Genomic DNA, 21,782 nt, shown 5'->3' with positions numbered 1-21,782 from the left:
CCCGGTATCCCCCTATAACAGAAGGCTATACCCAGAGAGTGGCCGCGCGATGCCAGGGCGGGCCGGCGCCGCGTCAATACTTCATGGTCCAGAGCTGCCTGAACGCGTCCCGGGCCCGTTGCCGGAGCTCGGCGATGCCGCCGAAGTCACGTCGCTTGGCCATGGCCCGCAAGTCGTGTGTCCCCTGGGCGAGGTAGTCCCGTATCATCCAACCGAGACGCACGACCTTCGGAGGATCTCGATCCGAGGCCGGGCGCGCGGTTTCGTATCCGCAGGCGGCCAGGGTGGATCCGGCGATGGATTCGAGATCCGCGATCGTCCCGGGCTTGAAATAGGTGCGCCAGTTACCGGAGTTGCGAACGATCCCCGGCGCCTGCGACTTCTTTGCCGCCGCCATCCAGGGCTGGCGAGACTGCAAGACCCCGGCACAGAACGGAAGTCCCAGAAAGGTACAGACGCGCTCCATCCACACCTCGGGTTCCCGGGTCAGGTCCTCGTAGCGGAGCTCGAAATACCGATCCCCGACCCCCATCCCCTGCCGGCGCGCCTCGCGCACACGGTCTTCCAGCGATGGATGGTTATCTCCGGCGTGCGGTGCCAGCGTCGATGGAACGAGGCCGCCGAGTCGCGGCCATCGCGGATGACATGCACGAAGCGAGCGGATGGGAACAGGCGGGCCAACGCGGTGATGTGGAGCGCATGCATCGGCGTCTTGTCCGCCCAGCGCTTCTTGTGCTCCTTCACGGCGAAGTAGCGGAAGGCGGTATCGACGATGCTCGCGAGGTCGCGTGGCATCGTGGCCCAGTCCTCCGGCAGCGGGACGGGGTGGCCGCCGTTGAGCTGGCGGAACGCCCGTAGCGCGTAGATGTCCCGCATCAGGCGCAAGAAGTTGTCGTCATCACCCAGGGTATCGTACCGGTGCAGATGTGCGATAAAATGCGGGAGCACGCGCGTTTCTCTCTTGCAACCGTACAGGTCCGGGTGGTTCCCGAGACTGTGCAGCAGCATGGTGGTTCCGGACCCGTTCATTCCGACGAGGAACACCGGTCCGATGGCGCTCGCAGCGTCGATCGAGGAGCTCATCGGGGAGGTCATGGGATCGTGGTTCCGTAGGTCGAGGCGATGAGAAGGACAATATTACTCGCTCTGTTCGCGCTCTTGTTTACCGCCGATACACTGGGGATCGATCTCATGCTGGTTCGCGGTCTGAGCGCCAAGAACATCATACTTTACCTGTTCCTGTTTGGCGTCATGCTGAATTCGATACTCGACACCAAACCAACGACAATCGAGCTGCCGGATCTGCACCTGCCCTTCATTGCGTTGATAGTCTATGTCTTGATTACCTGGGCTTTCTTTACGCGTGCCAATATCTTGGAACTCTTATACCAGACCAGGAGTGGAGATTTCAGTGAGCTCAAGAGCCTCATGCAAATCAAGTCGCTTCTCATCGACCGGTACGCATTCCTCGTGGCCTTCTTCTATGGAGTCGTCACGATCGACGATTCCCGTTGGGTCATGAAACGTATCATCTGGCTCATCATCGCCGGAAACGTGCTCACCTTGATCGACGCCTTTAACATTCCCGACCTCGGGATCATTCGCCAATGATAGCAGGGTCAGCGGTCCATTGGGAGAATCCAACCAGTACGCGGCATTCGCGCTGTTGTTCCTTCCCACCATGGCCATCCTGGCCATTATTTCCCGTGGCGCCGAGCGCGTGGGGTACGCATTCGCGCGCTGGCGACGTTCACGGTGATCCTCCTGACGACCTCGCGGGGCGCCATAGTGGGGTTGACGCTGGGGCTCGTGGCCGGCCTGTCCTTCCTGCGGCATCACCTCGGAGCCGGAAGGATGGTGAAGATCATCGCGGCGCTCACCGTGGCGATCGGCGTGACCCTGACGGTTGCCAGCATCGGCTTTTCGGATCTGCCGATCGAGCGCTTCGTGAACAAGTCGGCATCGTCCGATTTGGCCACCGTGAGCTCGGGGCGTTCGAACAACTGGACCGAGCTCGTCGAGACACTATTGAGAGAGCCTGTCACCCTGGTGTTCGGGTACGGCTGGGGGCTGGCGAAGAAACTGAGCGACGTGGCGGCACAGAATACCTACCTCGATGTGTTCTTCGAGCTCGGCATCATCGGGTTGATGATATTTTTCAGCCTGCTATGGGGCGTGATCCGTGTCACGCGTCGCGCTATCGATCGCGCGACGGGCGATTCGCAGGCGGAGCTGGGGGCATTCCTGGTCGGTTTCTTGTCAGTGTGTTTCGCCATCTTTTTCGTCAACATGTTCAATTCGTGGTTGTACATCTGGGCATTTTGCGGTGTCATGATGCGCACCGCCCTGGAGGCCGGTCGTGCCGGGACGCAGCGCCGTCTCGAGCCCGGCGCGGCTCCCGCCCTCGAGACGCGTCCGGTTTCGGAACCGGCTCGTCCTGCTACCAAGTGGCCTGTCACGCCGCGACGCAACGCGGCCGGCGCCGGCATCCGTCATGATCGCTAGCGGGCCGACCCCTAGGCGGTGTCTCGGGGACATGCGCGCCCGGCAGGACAGCGGCTGCTAGCAAGCGACCGGCAAGTCGTCGTGGGGAGGGTCATCTTGGATGCCGGCGCTCGCGACCGGGTTTCAGCCTGCATCGTATTCCCGACCGATCCCATGGGGCTTGGTCCCGGGCGGCATCGATACCTTCATCCGGGGCTTGCTGCGATGGGCGCCGGACGATATCGACATGTCGCTCATCGGGATGACGACCGACGGCACGGCCTGGCCGGTCGAACGGTGGCACGTGTGCAACGCAGGGGCTCACCCCTTCCGGTTCTATCCCGTGCTGAGAGAGGTGGGGGCTGGTGTCAGGACGCCCATCCCGCTGTCGCTGCGTTTCACCCTGGCGCTCAAGGCCCGAAGGCCGCTGTGCGAGGCGGATGTCCTGGAGTTTCACCGCCTCGAACCGATGCTCGCGTTTCTGTTCGATGGCCGGCCGAAGAACGCGTTCTTCCACCAGGACATGGCGGTGCTGCACGATGCCGCGAGCGATATCCGCTGGAAGCATGTCCCGTGGCTGTGCTTCGGTCTGGAACGCCTGCTCATCCCGCGGTTGTCCGCGGCCTTCGCCGTGCGCGAGGAGGCCGTTCGGGCCTACCGCGCTCGCTACCCTCGCCTGGCTTCGAGCATCGAGTTCATCCCGACCTGGATGGACCCCGAGATCTTCCGCCCAGCAGACGCCGGGCAGAGGCGGGCATTGCGAGATGAGCTACTGAACGAGCTCGGGTTTTCCGCGTCCAGCTTGTCGGCCGCTGGGACTCGCAGAAGGACCCGCTGCGCCTCCTGCGGGCATTTCGCGCCCTGCTCGCCGAGGATCGTGACATTGCGCTCGTGCTCGTCGGTGATGGCGTGCTGCGGGGGGGAGCTTCAGGCCAGTTCGCAGCCATGGGCTGGATCGCCGCGTCGCCCTGTCGGGTCCGAGGCCACAGCCCCGCGTGGCCGACTGGCTGCGAGCCAGCGAACTGTTCGTCCTGTCTTCCGCCTATGAAAGGGATGCCCATGTCGGTCCTGGAGGCCCTGGGCTCTGGGCTCCCGGTGGCGACGACCGACGTCGGCGAGGTGCGGCGCGTGGTTCGGCCCGGCGTCAATGGCGAGATCGCGGGGTCGCGCTCGGTGGAGGACTTGGTGAGGGCCATGGCCGACTGTCTGGACCGGCTCGATACCTATGCCGGGGCCCCGTGCACCGAGGCGGTGGCCGACTATGTCCCACACAAGGTTCTGGCGCCCGTCTACGAGACCTATCGGGCCCTGGCGGCCCGCGTCCAGCGGCCGGAGGAGCGAGTCGCTCGGTAGCCGGTGTGTTCGCGGTTTTCAGAGCTTGAGCGGGATGATCACCATCGACCGGCCCTGGAGGTTCAGCAGGCGTTGGACCGACAGGGCCGTCTGGTTATGCAGGACGCGGGTGAGCCAGCTCTCGCGCTCGAACACGAGCTTCGCCGCGAAGCACACGCTGTGCGGAAACTCGTCCATCGCCGCCGCGGCCAGCCGCTCGAGCTCGGCGCTGGGATCGGCCCCGTAGGCACTGCGGGCCGTCGCCGCGAGCCCGTGGCGATGACAGTAGACGGTGAAGTAGCGCAGCGTGTTCTCGATCCGGTAGCGGAGCGACTGCAGCGCCGCCTGCCCATAGAAACTCTGGGCATCGACCTCTCCCGCGCCGAGAAACACGAAGTTCTTGTAGTGCCCCGGGAACATGCGCTGGACCCAGAGTAAGGTGTGCATCCCCACCCCGCGCTTGGCTTCGACCAGGAACACCGCCGTCGGTGCCAGCGGGTCGAGGGGCGGGACGGTCTTGATCTCGTCCGGGTCTTCGACCTGGGCAGGGGCGAGGAGGCGCTCGACGCCCTCCAAAACGACCGCCACGTTTAGATAATGCCGGTGCACGAACACGCACACGATGACGACCACCGCGGTGATGAGGATGGTGAGCCAGCCGCCGTCGGCGAACTTCACTACGAAGGTCACCACCAGGATGCTGCTGGTGACCAAGAGGCCCGTGAGGGCGAGCAGGAGGCGCCGGCCCCAATGCCGTTCGTCCCGCCGGTACATCCACCAGTGCTTGACGAGCCCGGCGAGCGACAGGGTGAAGGTCAGGAACACGTTGATGCTGTAGAGCACCACCAGGACGCCGACGTCGCCGTCCGTCCCGACCAGGATCGCGAGCGCGGCCAGCCCCATGAGGAGCACGCCGTTCTGCGTCACCAGCCGCACCGAGAGGCTGCGGAACTGATGCGGTACCCAGGAATCGGCCGCCATGTTGGCGAGCACCGCGGGGCCGCCCAGGAACCCGGTGTTGGCGGCGACCAGGAGCAGACCCGCTTCGCAGGCCAGGACCCCGATGAGCAGGGCCTCGCGAACCCAGGGTTCGGGGATCGCAAAGCTCTCGATGATCGAAGCGAACACCACGGCGTTCAAGGTCTGTCCGGGCACCGGTCGGGCCTCCCAGAGGAGGTAGAGGAGGATGATCCCGCCGGCGGTGAAGCTCAGCGACAACGCCATGTACAGCATCGTGTAGCGCCCCGTGGACACGCGCGGCTCGGCCAGCATGTTGACGTTGTTCGAGACGGCCTCGAGGCCAGTGTAAGTGCCGCCCCCCAGCGAATAGGCGCGCAGCAGGATCGCGGCGATGAAGAGCCAGCCGTGCTCCAGGCTGATCGAATGGGTCTCCGCGACCATCGTGTCGAAGAGCCGGGGGATGGTGTCGCGATGGGCGTAGATGCCGTGCGCGATGAGGTAGGCATGGCTTACGAAGAACCCGAGAAAGATGGGCAGGAGCACGGTGATGGATTCTTTGATCCCGCGCAGGTTGAGGACCGTGAGCAGGCACACCAGCGCCGCGGCGGTGGTGAGCTTGAACCCCAGCGCCCCGACCGGGAGCAGGCTGAAGACGGCGTCGGCGCCGCTCGCCACCGAGATCGCGATGGTCAACGCGTAATCGACCAGGAGCGCCGCCCCCGATAGGAGGCCGGCGCGGGCGCCGAGGAGCCGGGTTGCGACCTTGTAGCCCCCGCCGCCCGAAGGGAACAGCTCGATGACCTGGTTGTAGGCGAGCGCGATGACGAACACCGTCACCGCCATGGCGAGCGCCAGGTAGGGGGCCAGATGGGTGTGGCCGCCCAGCGCACGAAACGCCTCCTCCGGCCCGTAGCAGGCCGAGGACAGGCCGTCGGCCCCCAGGCCCACCCAGGCCAGGAAGGCGACGAGCGCCATGTGGCGGCGCGTGTCGGCCCGGAGCGGGTCGCGGGCCCTACCGAGGATGAGTGCCTTGAGCCGCGCGACGGTGGCCATGGGGCGCCGGATCATCCTCTCAAGCCGCAAGCGTGGCAAGCACAGCCACTTCGTCGGCGTTACGGCCGCGCCCGCGCCGGCCGCCCGCATGCCCGGTTCGAGCTTCCAGAAAATTACCCGAGTGTTGACGCTGCCGTGGAAACTCCGTAACTTCAGGACAATGAAGTGGGCAGGCGCCTGTCCCTCGTAGGGCCCAAGGTTCCGGAGCCCGTTTCTGTGAGATATTTCACAATTCTCTAGTGAAATAGGTCACAGCACAAAGCTAGTCACTTCTGTATATTGGGGTGCTGAGGGAGAAATGGTATTGGAATGGTATTGGTGTGTACCGTTTCAACGGCGTTTGGAATCGACAGTCTGCTACACACCGCCTTTGGCAAAGGTAACACAGGCGGTGGTGTCGTATAAATGAAGGCTGCGCATTCTTAAGGCGTGGTTTAAAAACGACGGGAATACTCCAAGGTTTGCACAGCTATACCGTCGACGGACACAAGTTGCGGTCCTTGGGCAAGCTCCCGGGTGTCACAGCCGATCTACAGAGGAGTTTATTATGCGTAACAAGGTTTCTATTGTATTTCTCGTCTCAGCATTCGGGTCGACACTCCTCGCGCCCGTGGATTCCTTTGCAGTTCCCCCGACGGCGGGCGACGTGTCAATTTCGGGCACCCCCGAGGTGAGCCAGGTGCTCACCGGCAACTATACCTACAACGATGCCGAAGGGGACTTGGAGGGTGCTTCCACCTTCCGCTGGTTTCGCCATACGGACCTGGGCAATTTCTTCCTGGTTCTCCCCATCGACGGCGCCACGGCGAAGACCTACACCCTAGTGGCGGCGGATCAGGGAGCGCTGATCAGCTTCCAGGTCACCCCGGTCGCCCAAAGCGGCCCTATCGATGACTTCACGATCTCGCCGGGCCCACCGGCTGCCGCGATGGGAGTACCGGTTACCAGTCTCGCGGTGGGACCGGTGACCCCGCCCATCGACCTCCCGCCAACGGCGAGCAATGTCCTGATCACCGGTACCCCCCAGGTGGGCCAGGTGCTCACCGGCAGCTTTACCTACGCCGATGTCGAGAATGATCCGGAAGGCGCCTCCACCTTCCGCTGGCTGCGTGGTGACACGCCCATCGACGGCGCCACGGCCCAGAGGTATACCCTGGGGGCGGCGGATCAAGGAGCCCGGGTAAGCTTCGAGGTCACCCCGGTGGCCCAGAGCGGCGTCTCGCCGGGCCTGGCGGTTCGGAGTGCCGAGATGGGACCGGTGGCCGCCCCGCCCAACGCCCCGCCGGTGGCGAGCAGCGTGTTGATTTCGGGCACCGCCCAGGTAGGCCAGGTGCTCACCGGCAGCTTTACCTACGCCGATGCCGAGAACGATCCGCAAGGCGCCTCCACCTTCCGCTGGCTGCGCGGTGGCACGCCCATCGCCGAGGCCACGGCCCGGACCTATACCCTGGTCGCCGCCGATCAAGGGGACACGGTGAGCTTCGAGGTTACCCCGGTGGCACAGAGCGGCACCTCGCCGGGCCTGGCCGTCAGGAGTGCCGCGGTAGGACCGGTGGCCGCCGCGCTCAACGACCCGCCGGTAGCGAGCGTGGTTCGGATCACGGGCACGCCCCAGGTCGGCCAGGTGCTGAGGGGCAGCTATACCTACAGCGATACCGAGGCGGATCCGGAAGGCGTCTCCACCTTCCGCTGGCTGCGCGGGACCACCTCCATCGCCAGGGCCACGGCCCGGACCTACAGCCTGGTCGCCGCCGATCAAGGGGCCACGGTGAGCTTCGAGGTCAGCCCGGTGGCCCAGACCGGCACCTCGCCGGGCCGACCAATCGTGAGTGCCGCGGCGGGACCAGTGGCGCAGCCCATCAACCTCCCCCCGACGGCGAGCAATGTCCTGATCACCGGCACCGCCGACATAGGCCAGGTGCTCACCGGCAGCTTTACCTACGCCGATGCCGAGAACGATCCGGAGGGCGCCTCCATCTTCCGCTGGCTGCGGGATGGCACGCCCATCGCCGGGGCCACGGCCGAGACTTATACCCTGGTCATCGCCGATCAAGGGGCCACGGTGAGCTTCGAGGTTACTCCGGTGGCCCAGACCGGCACCTCGCCGGGGTTGGCGGTCGTGAGTGGACCGGTAAGATCCACCCTCAGTCGAGACCGCAATGACGGGCCACCGTCCGGATGCAATGACTCGCGGTGCCTGGTGCCGCTGACATGCAATGGGGTCGGGACTGCGTGTACCGCCCAGGTAACGCTCTTCGCGTCCGTCCCGCGCGCCCGCCGGCTGAGTGACCGACCTGCGGCGCAGGTGGTGCGCAGCAGGATCCGGTTCGCCGCCGCCGTCGTAAACATCCCACCGGGTCAGACCAGGAGCGTGAGACTCCGGGTCACTCCGAGAGGCAAGCGGATCGTGAATTCCGGCACGAGGAGGATACTCAGGGGCGTCTTGGAGATCCGGAACTCGGTCGGCGGGATCCAGAACGTACCGATCCGGATCAGGATCAAGGTGAGACCTAGGTAGAACGTCGGCGCCGAGGGCTCGGAGCGGTCTGCGGCCCGATGTGGTGGACCCGTATCCCGGTGCTCGCCACATCGCAGGCCGCTTTTCTAGCTGGATGTTTGATCCGGTGCAGGTTCGAGGACCGTCGGCCCGAGTCCGGCGCCCCGGCAGTGATGGAAGTGAACCCGAAGGGGCCGACGGCGGAGAGAGAAGGCGGTGTCCGCACCGCTCGCCACGGAGAGCGATGGTCGGCATGTAATCGACTGAGCCGCTGCACCCGGCTTGCGGGCCGCGGTGCGGCTTCGTATGCTCGTGCGACGATTGAGCCGTCAGCCGCCGGCAGGGCACGAATGGGGGGAGAAGATGAAGAAATGGCAGTGTGGGGTGTGTGGTTTCATCTATGACGAGGCCCAGGGTCTACCCGAAGCGGGTATCGTGCCGGGGACGCGCTGGGCGGATATCCCGGAAAGCTGGGTGTGCCCCGATTGCGGTGCGCCCAAGTCGGATTTCGCGATGGTTGAGATCGAATAGCCGCGGGCGTGGACCGTCGGCCGTTCGTCATCGTGGGGACGGGGCTCGGGGGCTATTCCCTGGCCCGCGAGCTTCGCAAGCTCGATGCGGAGACACCCGTCTTGATCCTCACCGCCGATGACGGGCGCTACTACTCGAAGCCCATCCTGTCGAACGCCTACACCAGCGGCAAGACCCCGGACACGATCGCCTTGGCAGATGCCGCCGCCATGGCGTCGCAGCTCAAGGCCACGGTCCGGACCGGTACGCGGGTCACGGCGATCGAGCCCGACCGGGAGACGCTTTGGATCGACGGTAAGGGGATTGACGGGGAGTCCATTGCCTACCGGAGCCTGGTTTTGGCGCTCGGGGCCGATCCGATCCACATCCCGGTCGCGGGCTCGGCGGCCGATCGAGTCCGGTCCGTCAACGATCTGGGTGACTACACCGCGTTCCGGGCGGCGATGAGCGCGGCGCGGCGGATCACCGTGATGGGGGCCGGCCTCATCGGCTGCGAGTTCGCGAATGATCTGACGCACGCGGGCATCGCCGTGTCGGTCATAGAGCCGGCGCCCTGGCCCTTGAGCCGCTTCGTACCGGAGCCCGTGGGCCGCGCCCTGGAGCGGGCGCTCGCGGACCTCGGCGTGCAATGGTCTCTCGGGCGGGTGGTCCAGTCGCTGGACGACGAGGACGGCGCCGTGCGGGTCACGCTTTCCGACGGCACGCGCTTCTCGGCCGATGGCGTCTTGTCCGCCGTGGGGCTCCGGCCGCGCACCGCACTGGCCGCGGCCGCCGGGTTTCGGATCGCGCGCGGGATCGTCGTCGACCGCCGCCTTGAGACCAGCGTGCCTGGGATCTATGCGCTTGGAGACTGTGCCGAGGTCGAGGGGCTGGTGTTGCCCTTCGTCATGCCCATCATGCACGCCGCACGGGCTCTGGCGAAGACGCTCGCGGGCCAGCCGGCCCCGGTCGCCTATCCGGCGATGCCCATCCTGGTCAAGACCACCGCGTTCCCGGTGGTCGTCGCACCGCCCGCCACCGGGGTGCCGGGGGAGTGGGAGATCGAGGTCCAGACGGCCGGCGCCCGTGGCCTGTATCGCGGGCCGGACGGACGGCTACTCGGCTTCGCGCTCGCCGGGGAGGCGATCGCGGACAAGAACGTTCTGACCCGAGAGTTGCCGCCCACGCTGCCCTAGCCGGCATTTTTCACCCCACCCTGCTACGGACGCCGATCCGCTCGGCCTGGCGGGCCGGCGCTTGGAAACGTTTAACAGCTATGGGTGATACCGTTATGCCCGGCGAAACACGAACAACCGTCCCGATTCGAGCATTCCTTGTTTTTGTCTTGTTATTCTCGTGCGCAGCGATTCTATATGTAAGTCTCTTTCCCGCAGAACCTTCGGATATGGCAAAGCACAATATACCTTGGTATGAGTATTTGAAGAGTCGTGGCGGATTTCCGGGACTATCTGATTTACAGGCAAACTATTCGCCACCCTATCTTTATGTCCTTGCGATGATCGGAAATTATCTGCCGACCATGAATTCCTTGCTGGCGATCAAGACCGCTTCCATTCCCTTCTTGCTGGTATCCTCGGTTTTTGTCGTCTTGATAGTCAGGATGTTCCATGAAGGAAACCCGATCATGCTGGCCGTTGCTGGAGGCGGTTATTTCCTGTTGCCAACCACCGTTTATGACGTGGCCTTCATGGGACAATCGGATGCCATGTATACGGCATTCTTGCTCGCGTCATTCTGGTGTCTCTTGAGGTTTTCTCACCCGGCCCTCGGCCTTATCGCGTTCGGTGTCGCTTTATCGATAAAGTTGCAGGCGGCGCTATTCGCTCCATTCGTTTTATAATGGCTCATACACAATAGGCGGAGCGTTCACGAGCTTCTCATCATCCCCATCGCCTATGTGCTGCCGCTGGTGCCGGCGCTCATCTACGGCCGGTCTCTGCATGCTACATTTGTCGTCTATGCGGATCAATTCCAGGCCAATACCGAGCTATCCAAGAGCGCGCCGAACGTGCATCTGTTTCTGGATATGATGCTCTGGCGGTTACCCTATGCCAAGCCGGTCTCCTATATCTTGGTCGGTGCTTTTCTGGTGGTTGCGTTGGAGGTCGCGGTCATTCTTGCCGGTACCGGTCTCGTGCGCGTCCGACAAACCAAACTGTTCTATCTTGGTCTCGCGACAACCATACTTGCCGTCATGCCTTCGATTCTGCCAAAGATGCATGAGCGGTTTTTCTTTCCCGCGGACGCTTTTTCATACCTGTTGATGCTCGCGAATTGGAGATTCTGGCCTATATGCCTTGGCCTGCAGACCGGGTCATTCATCTCGTACATGGCCTACTGTTACCGCATCGAGAACGCGCCCCTCTTTGGGGTACCATTTACCCTGGTTGCTGTCGGCCTTCTGCTCGTAGTGACGACTTCCGAATGGAAGCCCTATGGTCCGGCTTTAATCCAGAAGGCCGAATCGCGGGTCTCGCTGTTGGGTCGGCTACGGATTTGGCTTCGACCTGATGGAAGCTAATGCGCCAAGATACTCGGGGACAGACCGAGAACTGCTTACGGATGACCGTCCAAACAGCACGCCGTGAGCAGAGTTATCGCGGGAGCCTGATGCCGGGTGACCGATAGCCACTCACCCGCCAGCGGGCCGGGTCGAACCTCAGGCTCACGAAGCGCACCCTCGAGGTGAGCCTCGGGTCGCCCTCGAGCCGTCGGGCCGTCTGAGCCAGGGTGAAGCTGGCCCAGGGACAACCCTGCGCATGCGCACAGTGGGTATAGATGAGGCTTAGGACTTACGATCCTGCCAGCGTACAGCCGGTGCAAGGTGGTTGCCTCTCCGTGGCTGGTCACGACGCTCCCGTCGCCTGCCGACTCGATGCACGGCAAGCGATAGCTCCCCGGCGCGGGCGGGGCGCCGAGCGCTATCCCGGCGCCCCAGGCCGGGCCGGGCGCCGCCATCGCGCGCTCGGCGCTGTTACCGATTTTCGCCTGCGATGAATTGGAGACCAGCCCAGGACGACTGTCAAGGAAGGCGGCCGGTCGCGGCGTGCTTGGCGATGCACCGGCGGATCATTAGAATCCACCGGCCAGGCATAACGACATGCCGGCCACAATCGCCGCCTGAGAGCCTTCGTCTCTCCAGGAGAGGGCCAGGGTCCGGGACAGGGTGAGGAGATCCAACGAGCACGCGATTCATGGCCGTGCGTGGTATAAGGCCGAGCAGTCCGCCCACCGCCCGGAGATCGCTAGATAACGATAACGACAGGCCCCGGGAACATTTTCAAAACCCCACGCGACCCCTGATGAACATCTTGATGATGACCAACACCTTCACGCCGCACGTGGGGGGGGTGGCGCGCAGTGTCGAGGGCTACACCGACGCCTTCCGCCGGCTGGGCCATCGGGTGCTGGTGGCGGCACCGCTGTTCAAAGGCAGCCCGGAAGGCGAGCGCGACGTGGTGCGCTTCCCGGCGGTACGCGACTTCAATGGCAGCGATTTCTCGGTCCCGGTGCCGAAACCGCTCGGGCTCTTGTCCAGCCTCAAGGCCTTCCGGCCCGAGGTGGTCCACGCCCACCATCCCTTCCTGCTCGGCGGCACCGCGCTCCGCGTCGCCACCGCCCGCGATCTGCCGCTGGTCTTCACCCACCACACCTTGTACGATCAATACACCCACTATATCCCGGGGGACTCGCAGGCACTCAAACGCTTTGCGATCGATCTGGTCACGGGCTACTGCAACCTCTGCGATGCGGTCATCGCACCGAGCCGGGCGGTCGGCCGCCTAATCGAGGAGCGCGGGGTTCGATCGCCCATCGCGGTCATCCCGACGGGGATCCGGACGGACGTATTCGCGCGTGGCGATGGGCGGGCCTTCCGCCGGCACCTCGGGATCCCCGAGCGGGCCTTCGTGGTCGGGCATGTCGGGCGGCTCGCCCCGGAAAAGAACCTCGGCTTCCTGACCGAGGCCGTCGCGCGCTTCCTGCAGGGCCGCGACGACACCTGTTTCCTCTTGGTGGGTGCCGGGCCCGCCGGGCGCGACATCCGTGCCCAGCTCGAAGAGGCCGGCCTCGCGGAGCGGCTCATCGCGACCGGTGTCCTCCAGCAGCCGGCGCTGGCGGCGGCCTACCGGGCGATGGATGTCTTCGCCTTCGCCTCGCGCACCGAGACCCAGGGCATGGTGCTGTGCGAGGCCATGGCCGCCGGGGTCCCGGTGGTGGCTCTGGAAGCCACCGGCGCCGACGAGCTGGTCGTGGATGAGCGCAACGGGCGGCTCCTGCGGCGCGAGGGCGGCGAGCGCTACGCCGCGGCGCTGGCATGGGTCGCGGACCTCGACCCCGAGGCACGGCGCGCGATCGGCGAGGCGGCAGGCCGCTCGGCCCGAGCATTCGACATCACGGGTCTGGCGCGGCAGACGCTGGACCTCTACGGGGCCCTGGCGGCCGGCGCGTCCGCCTGGCGCCGCGATGCGACCCTCTTTCCGAGCGCCGCGCGGCGCCTGCGCGGGGAATGGCGGCTGCTCTATAACGTCGCCAGGGCCGCAGGGGACTCGATGCGCCCCAACGCGGTCTGGGAGATCGGGCCGGGCCGAGACGGGGGGGCGCCGGGCCCGAGTCTGGAAACGGCGGTCCCGCCGTTGGGTGACGCCCCCCGGCCGAGCCGCAAGGCCCGATTACTAGGCTGGATCTGGTCGGCGTGCCTGCGCCTCCAGTGCGCCACCTGGCGCAAGCACTGCGAAGGGCTGGACCGCCTCGACCGGGTGCTCGCGGATGGCAGACCGGTCCTCTTCTGCTTCTGGCACGGCAAGTACGTGCCGCTCTTCGCCCTGTTGCGCGGCCGGCCGGCGTGCGTGTTCACGACCCAGTCCCCGCGAGGGGAGGTCATTGCCGAGGTATGCCGGCGCTTCGGTTACGCCTGCGTGCAGGTCCCGGCCCGCAGCCAGGGTCAGGCCTACGAGATCATGCGTCGCGCGCTCTCTCGGCACGCCAACGGCGGCATCGCCGTGGATGGGCCCCTGGGTCCCTACCACCGTGTCAAGCGCGGGGCGGTGAAGCTCGCCTCCGAGCTCGGTTATCTCGTGGTCCCGGCCTCCGCGAGCGCGCGTCGCAAACGGGTCTTCCGGCACCGCTGGGATCGGCTGGAGCTGCCCGGGCTCTTCACACACGTCGGCCTGGCCGTCGGCGAACCCCTGGAGGTACCCGCGAAGCTCGGCGCCGAGTCGGCCCGGGCCCTGGCCGTCCAGTTGCGCACGGTCTTGGAGGCGCTCGATAGGCGTGGCGAGCAGCTCGCCGGGATCACGGCGTGCCCGCCCGATCGGCGGGCCTTGCGGGCCGCGGGCGGACGGACCCCGTCGGCCGCAGACCGGCCGATATAAAGCAGCGCCGGCAGGTCACGACGTGGCTAGCGTTTCCCGGTCAGCCATCGTCCTCTATGCCCTTCCCTATATGTCCTATGCGGTCGTCGCCCTGCCGCTGGCGCTGTTCGTCCCGTCGTTTTACGCCGACGAGCTGGCCTTGCCGTTGGCGACCGTCGGGTACGCGATCGCGGCCTCGCGCGTCCTCGACATCCTGCTCGATCCGCTGATCGGCACCCTGAGCGACCATACGCGCACCCGTTTCGGCCGGCGCAAGCCGTGGATCGTGGCGGGCACGCCGCTCTTCCTCCTCGCGGCCTGGAGGCTGCTCGTGCCCGGCGAGGGGGTGTCGTCCACGTACTTGCTGGTGTGGACCGCGCTCTTGTTCGTGTCGTTTACGTTCGTGGATCTGCCGTTCAAGGCCTGGGGCGCGGAGCTTTCGACCGACTACGGCGAGCGCTCGCGGATCACCGCCTGGCGCGAGGCCTTCGGGTTCCTGGGGCAGCTCGTGTTCGTGGCCGTCCTCTTGTTGCTGGAGCTGGTCGGACCGCACACCCCACATGTCCAGCTCCAGGCGGTCGCCTGGACCTTGGCCCTGACCCTGCCCCCGCTCCTTGCCCTGGCCCTCTGGGTCGTGCCCGAGCCCAGACCGGAAGAGCTGCGCGGCCGGTGGCCGCATGGCTGGGGCGCCCTCCTGGTGGTGATCAAGAACCCCGCCCTCCAGCGCATGCTGACCGCGGTGGTCCTGTTCGTGGGGGCGGTGGTGGTGCAGGCCACCCTCCACCGGCTGGTCCTGGCCCACGTGATCCTCGCCCCGGAGGTCTTCACCACCCTGCTCCTCGTCGAGAATGTGGTGACGATCGCGGCCGTCCCGCTGTGGATGCGGATCTCCCGTCGCGTCGGCAAACACCGGGCGCTCTCTGCCGCGGCACTGTGGGCGGGCCTGTGGAGCCTGGTCCTGCCGTTCTTCTATGCGGGACAGGCATGGGAGTTGGTCGCGGTGCTCGTCGTCCGCGGCAGCAGCTTCGCGAGCATCCTGTTCCTGGCAAATTCCATCGCGGCGGACGTGGTCGATTACGATACCGTCGCCTCCGGTCACCAGCGCACGGGCCTCCTGTTCGCACTGTGGGCGGTGACCTACAAGCTCGCCATCGCGCTGGGTGTTCTCCTCGCGACGGTGATCCCGGCCTCGTTCGGGTTCGAACCCTCGGCGGCGAGCCATGACGAGTCGGCCAAGTTCGCCTTGATGGGTGTCTATGGCTGGCTGCCGGGGATCATGATGGGCCTCGGGGCCCTGGTCCTGTGGCATTTCCCGATCGACGAGGCCCGACAGCGGGCGCTCCGTGCCCTCATCGCCGAGCGCGTGGTACGATGAACGACATAGCGCGAGAGGACTGTGCCCGCGCCCGGTGCCTGAGACCTCCCCATTCGGCGGCACCCTCTACGCATTTCCGAATGTTGACGAAGACCCGCAAAGGAAGGATAAATAGCTGATGACCGTAGCAATCCTGTTAGTGGGGATCGCCCTTGCCTCGGTCCTGTTCCACGCCCTGAGCCCGTGGTGGTTGACACCGCTCGCCTCCAACTGGCATCAGATGGACGCCACCTTGATCATCACCCTGTGGATTTCGGCGATCGTGTTCGTCGCCATCGTTCTCTTCATCGCCTACGCCCTGGTCCGATTCCGTTACCGGCCCGAGAGACGGGCGGCGTACGAGCCCGAGAACAAGAAGCTGGAATGGTGGCTCATTGGCTTGACCTCGGTGGGCATCGTGGCCATGTTGGTGCCCGGCTTGTATGTATGGGCCGAGTTCGTTGACATCCCGAAAGATGCATTGACCGTTGAGGCTGTGGGCCAGCAGTGGCAGTGGAGCTTCCGCTTCTCGGGCCAGGATGGCCGCATGGGCACCGCCGATACCGAGCTCATCAAGCCTGATAACCCGTTGGGCCTGTTTCCGGGCAATCCCTTCGGGCAAGACGATATACTGGTGCAAGGCAGCGAGGTGCACCTCCCCCTCGGCCGGCCGGTTAAGGTCTTGCTCCGCGCCAAAGACGTCGTGCACGATTTCTACGTACCGCATTTCCGGGTCAAGATGGACGCGGTGCCGGGCATGGTCTCGAGGCTCTGGTTTACCCCCACCAAGACCGGGAGGTTTGAGCTGGCGTGCGCCGAATACTGCGGCGTGGGGCACCATACCATGCGCGGCCTGGTGGTGGTGGAGGAGGAGGCCGCGTTTCAGGCATGGTTGAAGACGCAACCGACGTTCGCCCAGTCTATGAGCAAGGCGGCGGCGGGCACGGGAGATGGGTTAGCCGCGCGAGGCCGGGATCTCGCGCAAGCCCGGGGCTGTCTCGGTTGCCACAGCGTAGACGGCAGCCCCAGCGCCGGTCCCACTTGGAAAGGCCTCTACGGCAAGACCGAAACGCTGGCCAACGGCAGTACGGTCGTGGTCGACGACGACTATCTGAAGCAGTCCATCTCCGACCCGAACGCCATGATTGTGCAAGGCTACTCCCCGGTCATGCCGCCGTACAACTTCAGCGGCGAGGAGCTGGATGCGCTGATCGCTTATACGAGAGACTTGTCCAAATGAGGCGGGACCCCGGCGAGCAGGATTTATTCTTGATTTTCCCACTTTTTGCATTCCGTAATGATGAAACTCAGGCTTACCCGCATAGTAGCGAAAGGTAAAAAATGATGGCACAGGCCCCCTATCAAGAAAGTTTACATCTTCACGATCCGCAGAGCTTCTGGACCAAGTACGTCTGGAGCCAGGACCACAAGGTCATTGCCATCCAGTACGTGATCACCGCGATGTCGGTGGGGCTGGTGGCTTTAGTGCTGTCGGGGCTGATGCGGCTGCAACTGGGGTTCCCGGGTAGCTTCTCCTTTATCGATCCGACCTCGTACTACCAGTATGTCACCATGCACGGGATGATCATGATCATCTACCTGCTCACCGCCCTGCTTCTGGGGGGCTTCGGCAACTACCTCATCCCGCTGATGGTGGGCGCCCGCGATATGGTCTTCCCGTTCGTGAACATGCTGAGTTACTGGGTCTATCTGCTGTCCGTGCTGGTGCTGATGGCGAGCTTCTTCGTGCCCGGCGGGCCGACGGGCGCCGGCTGGACCCTCTACCCGCCCCAGGCCATCCTCCCCGGCACCCCGGGATCGGGTGCCGGCATCGTTCTGATGCTCGTCTCCCTCATGATATTCATCGTTGCGTTCACCATGGGCGGGCTGAACTACGTGACAACGGTGTTGCAGGCCCGCACACGGGGGATGACATTGATGCGCATGCCCTTGTCGGTTTGGGGCATTTTCACGGCTACCATCATGGCGTTGTTGGCCTTCCCCGCCTTGTTCGTCGCCTGCGTGATGCTGCTGTTGGACCGGGTCGTAGGCAGCAGCTTCTTCATGCCCGCCGTCACTTCGATGGGACAACAGCTCGACTACGGCGGCGGCAGCCCCGTGTTGTTTCAACACCTCTTCTGGTTTTTCGGCCATCCTGAGGTCTACATCGTCGCCTTGCCGGCCTTCGGCATTATCTCGGACCTCATCAGCACCCATGCGAGAAAAAACATCTTCGGCTATCGGGTAATGGTCTGGGCGATCGTGGCCATCGGCGTCATCAGCTTTATCGTGTGGGCGCACCACATGTACTACAGTGGCATGAACCTGTACTTGGGCTTCTTCTTCGCCATCACCACGCTCATCATCGCCATTCCCACCGCCATCAAGGTCTACAACTGGGTGTTGACCTTGTGGCGGGGCAACATCCACCTCAATGTCCCGATGCTGTTTGCAATTGCGTTCATCATTACGTTCGTGATCGGGGGTCTCACGGGCCTCTTCCTCGGCAACGTCTCGGTGGATGTACCTCTAGGGGACACGTATTTCGTAGTCGCCCACTTCCACATGGTGATGGGCGTGTCCCCGATCCTGGCCATCTTCGGCGGGATCTACCACTGGTTCCCCAAGGCCACGGGGCGGATGTTGAACGATACCTTGGGTAAGATGCACTTCTGGGTCACCTTCCTCGGCACCTATGCGATCTACTTCCCCATGCACTACCTGGGCTTTTTGGGCGTGCCGCGCCGGTATTACAACTTTGAAACTTTTGATTTTATCCCGCCCTCGGCCCAGGCGCTCCAAGCCATCATTACCGTGGTGGCCTTGATGGTGGGGGTCTTCCAGCTGGTGTTTCTGTTCAACCTGGTGTGGAGCGCCTTCAAGGGCAAGCGGGCCGATGGCAACCCCTGGCGGGCCACGACGCTCGAGTGGCAAACCCCCGATACCCCGCCCGTGCACGGCAACTGGGGCCCCCGGCTTCCCGTGGTCCATCGCTGGGCCTACGATTACAGCGTCCCCGGCGCCGACCAGGACTTCCTCCCACAAAACCTCGAACCGGTCGTGGCAACCGCGGGCCACGAGGGGCAGCGCGCCCAGGGGAGCGAGGCGTGAGCGCCATGCCGCAGGTAAGAGCGAACCCGGTGGGTCGGGGCACGGTCGAGGTCGGTCGGGGGGTGGGCGCCACGCCGCCGCTGGAGCCTCCGGTGGTGCGCCGAGGCACCGGCGGCGGTTGGGGGGGTAACGACGGGGGACCTCTCACCGGGAGAGATGGATTGCCCCTGCCCACGGCAAAACTCGGCCTGTGGGTGTTTATGGGCGTGGTCACGGTCCTGTTTTCGATCATCGTGAGCGCCTACGTCACGCGGATGGGGTTTGCGGATTGGCGGCCCTTGCCCGAACCGCGGCTCTTGTGGCTAAACACGGGTGTGCTGATCTTGAGCAGTGTCGCGATGCAATGGGCTCAAGTTGCCGCGCGTCGGGGACGAATAGATAGCCTCAGGGTCGGCCTGCTTGCCGGTGGTGTGTTCGCCTGGGCCTTCCTGGCCGGACAGCTTTGGGCGTGGCAACAACTGGGCGCCTCAGGTTATTTTTTGGCGGTTAACCCGGCCAACACCTTCTTTTACCTGATCACCGCGTTGCACGGGCTGCATTTGGTCGGAGGTCTGGTGGCGTGGGGGAAGACCACCGTCAAGGTGTGGCGCGGCTTTGAGGCGCGTTTGAGTGTGGAGCTGTGCGCCGTTTACTGGCATTTTTTGCTCGTGGTTTGGCTGGGGTTGTTCGTTCTGATGCTGACTCACTAAGGAGAACCACATGACACAGCATGCGGAGACGAACACAGCGGGAGCCCTCGCCCCGCCTCCAGGGTGGCGCGGCATCGTCGCCGACTGGTCCTCGGACGTACAGGCGTTTCAGGTTCCCTGGGGCAAGGCGATGATGTGGATCTTCCTGCTCAGCGACACCTTCATCTTCGGCTCGTTTCTGACCGGCTACATGACGGTGCGGATGTCCACCACGGTCCCCTGGCCCAATCCCAGCGAGGTGTTCGCTTTGACGATCGGGGGCACGGAAATCCCCCTCATCCTGATCGCCATCATGACCTTCATCTTGATCAGCAGCAGCGGGACCATGGCCATGGCCGTCAACTTCGCCTACCGCCGTGATCGCGCAAAAACCGCGGCCTTGATGCTCGCGACCGCGGCCTTTGGCGCGACATTCGTCGGGATGCAGGCCTTCGAGTGGACCAAGCTGATCGTGGAAGGAGTCCGTCCCTGGGGCAACCCCATGGGCGCGGCGCAGTTTGGCGCGTGCTTTTTCATGATCACGGGCTTCCACGGCTTGCACGTGACGGTCGGCGTGATCTACCTGTCGATCGTGGCTTTTCGGGTTTTAAGGGGACGCTACGAGCGCAGCGGGAACTATCACATCGTGGAGATCACCGGACTTTATTGGCACTTCGTCGACCTGGTGTGGGTCTTTATCTTCGCGCTCTTTTATCTTTGGTAAGGGGAAAACATGGAACACGCACAAGCGCAACAACACCCGATTAGCGTTTATTTCACGGTCTGGGGCCTGCTGTTTGCCCTCAGCGCGATGTCCTATCTCGTCGATTACTTACACCTCCAGGGTTACCTCAGGTGGTCTCTGATCCTGGTGTTCATGTTGATGAAGGCGGGACTGATCGTCGCCGTCTTCATGCACATGCGCTGGGAGCGGCTGGCCCTGATGTATGCCATCTTGACCCCGCCGCTTTGTTTGCTGGTGTTGATAAGCCTCATGGCGGTCGAAGGGGACTACACCTTCATGACCCGGGGGTTGTTCTTCGGGCAATGACAGGGCGCACCGCGGTAGCTCGCAGGCGCTGATCGCGACGATTTGGGGAATCGAATCCGATCCCCGGCAGTTGTCGAAATGAGGCGACCGATAGAGAAGGGCTGCTGTCCGTGGATTTTGAACCCGCGTTTCACCCCGCGTAAGAGCCCGGCATCGACATGATCGTGATGGGCTCTCACGGTCGTTCCAATCTGGAGGCGATACTCGTCGGCGGCGTGAGCTTCGAGGTGGTGCGCAAGGCCTATTGCCCGGTCACGCTCGTGCATTGAGCACCGCGGCGGGCTACCGCGTCCCGCGAAACCGGCAGCGGCTTGGGGTCGCTAGCGGTGGCGGGCAGGGGCTCGGCGCAAGGGGATCGGCGGGGGCTCGCCACCCCGTAAACCCGGCCGCCCGCAGCCACCTCGGGTTGACCGGCCGAAGAGGGCCCGGTAGCATACCCCGTTCGATATTCCCCGGTAGCTCAGTCGGTAGAGCGGGTGGCTGTTAACCACTAGGTCGGCGGTTCGAGTCCGTCCCGGGGAGCCATAGGAGCTTCCCAGGACACCCAAACGGCGTTCATAAGCCCGCGTAATTGCGGGCTTTTTCATGTCCGTACCACCCAAGAGCGGGCTATAGCCGTAGCGACTCCGGCCGGACCAGGCTGATCTCCGAGCCCTCGGGGAATTCCGTGGTGGTCTCGAGCGGTGGCAGGAGCGCGAAGGGGCGCGGTAGGTCTCTGCGACGCGAGGCCGGGGCGATCTCGGCGCTCGTGGGTTCGTAAAGGAAACGATAGGAGAGGGGCGCTTGTCGCTTGAAAACGTGCCCGAGGGCCCCGTGGAAGGTCGAGCCCTTCTCCGCCGGCAGTTCCACGTGCGAGACAGTGCGGAGCCTGAACCTGAAGCGGGCCGAGCGGAAGGCGGCCAGAAACGGGTGTCGGTTTCCGATCGATGCGATAGGCGGCTCTGGTAACGGCATCGTCGTGGTTCTCGTGCCAGGGTCCGGGTCGCCGGCGCTAACGGGCGGGGATACCCGTCAGGCGATCGATGAGGGCCGTGACGTCGCGTCCCTTGCCGTCGCGGTTGTCGAGTCGCACCGCGAGGTAGCGGAGGCGCGAGACACATCCGATCGTGCTTTTGCGTTGGCTCTTTTCCTGCCATAAGGCCGGTTCGCGGCTCGTAACGGGGGGTTTGAGCGCAGGGCGTCCTTGTGTTATTTTGCGTCGGGGTCCCAAAAGGGGCCCGCCTGCAAGCGAAGCGCTGGCACGATCGCCAGCGTCACGTCTAGCTAGTGTAGTGTCCCTTGAATAACTTTACAGATTATCCCTTCTTGTTTTTCCCTCGGGGTCCCATGTGAGGACTCCCACTTTTCGAGCTGCGTCCCGTTCAGCCGTTTCAACTCGATCGACAGCCTC

Annotated in this window: 20 protein-coding genes, 1 tRNA gene and 1 pseudogene; 18 read left to right on the top strand and 4 right to left on the bottom strand. The window is 64.4% G+C overall.

Features of this window, described 5'->3' with window-relative positions; all coding sequences use genetic code 11:
* Positions 1–73 precede the first annotated feature (73 nt).
* Positions 74–466: a hypothetical protein gene (locus M3461_03785; protein ID MDQ3773544.1), complete on the bottom strand. Its 393-nt coding sequence runs from the start codon at positions 464–466 to the stop codon at positions 74–76.
* 24 nt (positions 467–490) lie between these two features.
* Positions 491–1,008, bottom strand: a pseudogene (locus tag M3461_03780) (sulfotransferase).
* A 114-nt stretch (positions 1,009–1,122) separates the two neighbouring features.
* Here M3461_03780 and M3461_03775 point away from each other — a divergent pair.
* The 3 genes from M3461_03775 to M3461_03765 all read left to right on the top strand — a co-directional run bounded on the left by M3461_03775 (position 1,123) and on the right by M3461_03765 (position 3,837).
* Complete coding sequence (locus M3461_03775) at positions 1,123–1,611, top strand: hypothetical protein (protein MDQ3773543.1); 489 nt, start codon at positions 1,123–1,125, stop codon at positions 1,609–1,611.
* 144 nt (positions 1,612–1,755) lie between these two features.
* Positions 1,756–2,505, top strand: coding sequence for an O-antigen ligase family protein (locus tag M3461_03770; GenBank protein ID MDQ3773542.1), 750 nt, complete (start codon positions 1,756–1,758; stop codon positions 2,503–2,505).
* A gap of 840 nt (positions 2,506–3,345) precedes the next feature.
* Complete coding sequence (locus tag M3461_03765; protein ID MDQ3773541.1) at positions 3,346–3,837, top strand: glycosyltransferase; 492 nt, start codon at positions 3,346–3,348, stop codon at positions 3,835–3,837.
* 18 nt (positions 3,838–3,855) lie between these two features.
* On the opposite strand, the gene M3461_03760 is transcribed toward M3461_03765, so the two are convergent.
* Positions 3,856–5,829, bottom strand: coding sequence for an APC family permease (locus M3461_03760; protein ID MDQ3773540.1), 1,974 nt, complete (start codon positions 5,827–5,829; stop codon positions 3,856–3,858).
* Between M3461_03760 and M3461_03755 the strand changes: the two genes are divergently transcribed.
* From M3461_03755 to M3461_03685, 15 genes are all read left to right on the top strand, one after another.
* Positions 5,807–6,019, top strand: a complete 213-nt coding sequence (locus M3461_03755; protein ID MDQ3773539.1) for a hypothetical protein — start codon at positions 5,807–5,809, stop codon at positions 6,017–6,019. The two genes, M3461_03760 and M3461_03755, sit on opposite strands and share 23 nt — an antisense overlap.
* Positions 6,020–6,376: 357 nt before the next feature.
* Entirely contained in the window at positions 6,377–8,347 is a 1,971-nt protein-coding gene (locus M3461_03750; GenBank protein MDQ3773538.1) for a hypothetical protein, read from the top strand.
* 342 nt (positions 8,348–8,689) lie between these two features.
* Positions 8,690–8,857: a rubredoxin gene (locus M3461_03745; protein ID MDQ3773537.1), complete on the top strand. Its 168-nt coding sequence runs from the start codon at positions 8,690–8,692 to the stop codon at positions 8,855–8,857.
* Positions 8,858–8,865: 8 nt separating this feature from the next.
* Positions 8,866–10,032: an FAD-dependent oxidoreductase gene (locus M3461_03740; protein ID MDQ3773536.1), complete on the top strand. Its 1,167-nt coding sequence runs from the start codon at positions 8,866–8,868 to the stop codon at positions 10,030–10,032.
* A gap of 80 nt (positions 10,033–10,112) precedes the next feature.
* Positions 10,113–10,697: a hypothetical protein gene (locus M3461_03735; GenBank protein ID MDQ3773535.1), complete on the top strand. Its 585-nt coding sequence runs from the start codon at positions 10,113–10,115 to the stop codon at positions 10,695–10,697.
* Between the two features lie 57 nt (positions 10,698–10,754).
* Positions 10,755–11,378, top strand: a complete 624-nt coding sequence (locus tag M3461_03730; protein MDQ3773534.1) for a hypothetical protein — start codon at positions 10,755–10,757, stop codon at positions 11,376–11,378.
* Between the two features lie 781 nt (positions 11,379–12,159).
* Positions 12,160–14,229, top strand: a complete 2,070-nt coding sequence (locus tag M3461_03725; protein ID MDQ3773533.1) for a glycosyltransferase — start codon at positions 12,160–12,162, stop codon at positions 14,227–14,229.
* Positions 14,230–14,251: 22 nt separating this feature from the next.
* The gene (locus tag M3461_03720; GenBank protein MDQ3773532.1) at positions 14,252–15,583 is read left to right on the top strand and encodes an MFS transporter; all 1,332 of its coding nucleotides are present in this window, start codon (positions 14,252–14,254) and stop codon (positions 15,581–15,583) included.
* A gap of 118 nt (positions 15,584–15,701) precedes the next feature.
* Positions 15,702–16,802: a cytochrome c oxidase subunit II gene (locus tag M3461_03715; protein MDQ3773531.1), complete on the top strand. Its 1,101-nt coding sequence runs from the start codon at positions 15,702–15,704 to the stop codon at positions 16,800–16,802.
* A gap of 104 nt (positions 16,803–16,906) precedes the next feature.
* The gene (gene ctaD / locus M3461_03710) at positions 16,907–18,673 is read left to right on the top strand and encodes a cytochrome c oxidase subunit I (GenBank protein MDQ3773530.1); all 1,767 of its coding nucleotides are present in this window, start codon (positions 16,907–16,909) and stop codon (positions 18,671–18,673) included.
* A gap of 92 nt (positions 18,674–18,765) precedes the next feature.
* Positions 18,766–19,362, top strand: coding sequence for a cytochrome c oxidase subunit 3 (locus M3461_03705; protein ID MDQ3773529.1), 597 nt, complete (start codon positions 18,766–18,768; stop codon positions 19,360–19,362).
* A 10-nt stretch (positions 19,363–19,372) separates the two neighbouring features.
* Positions 19,373–20,065, top strand: coding sequence for a heme-copper oxidase subunit III family protein (locus M3461_03700; protein ID MDQ3773528.1), 693 nt, complete (start codon positions 19,373–19,375; stop codon positions 20,063–20,065).
* A 9-nt stretch (positions 20,066–20,074) separates the two neighbouring features.
* Positions 20,075–20,392 carry a cytochrome C oxidase subunit IV family protein gene (locus tag M3461_03695; protein MDQ3773527.1) on the top strand — a complete coding sequence of 106 codons (318 nt, stop codon included), beginning with the start codon at positions 20,075–20,077 and terminating at the stop codon, positions 20,390–20,392.
* A gap of 167 nt (positions 20,393–20,559) precedes the next feature.
* A complete protein-coding gene (locus M3461_03690) occupies positions 20,560–20,661 on the top strand; it encodes a universal stress protein (protein ID MDQ3773526.1) in 102 nt (33 codons plus the stop codon).
* 180 nt (positions 20,662–20,841) lie between these two features.
* A tRNA-Asn gene (locus M3461_03685) sits at positions 20,842–20,917 on the top strand.
* An 84-nt stretch (positions 20,918–21,001) separates the two neighbouring features.
* Here M3461_03685 and M3461_03680 read toward each other — a convergent pair.
* Positions 21,002–21,346, bottom strand: a complete 345-nt coding sequence (locus M3461_03680) for a hypothetical protein (GenBank protein MDQ3773525.1) — start codon at positions 21,344–21,346, stop codon at positions 21,002–21,004.
* Between the last annotated feature and the right edge of the window lie 436 nt (positions 21,347–21,782).

Source organism: Pseudomonadota bacterium (assembly GCA_030860485.1).
Lineage (GTDB): Bacteria > Pseudomonadota > Gammaproteobacteria > JACCXJ01 > JACCXJ01 > JACCXJ01.
This window is presented reverse-complemented; position numbering and strand designations above follow the sequence as displayed.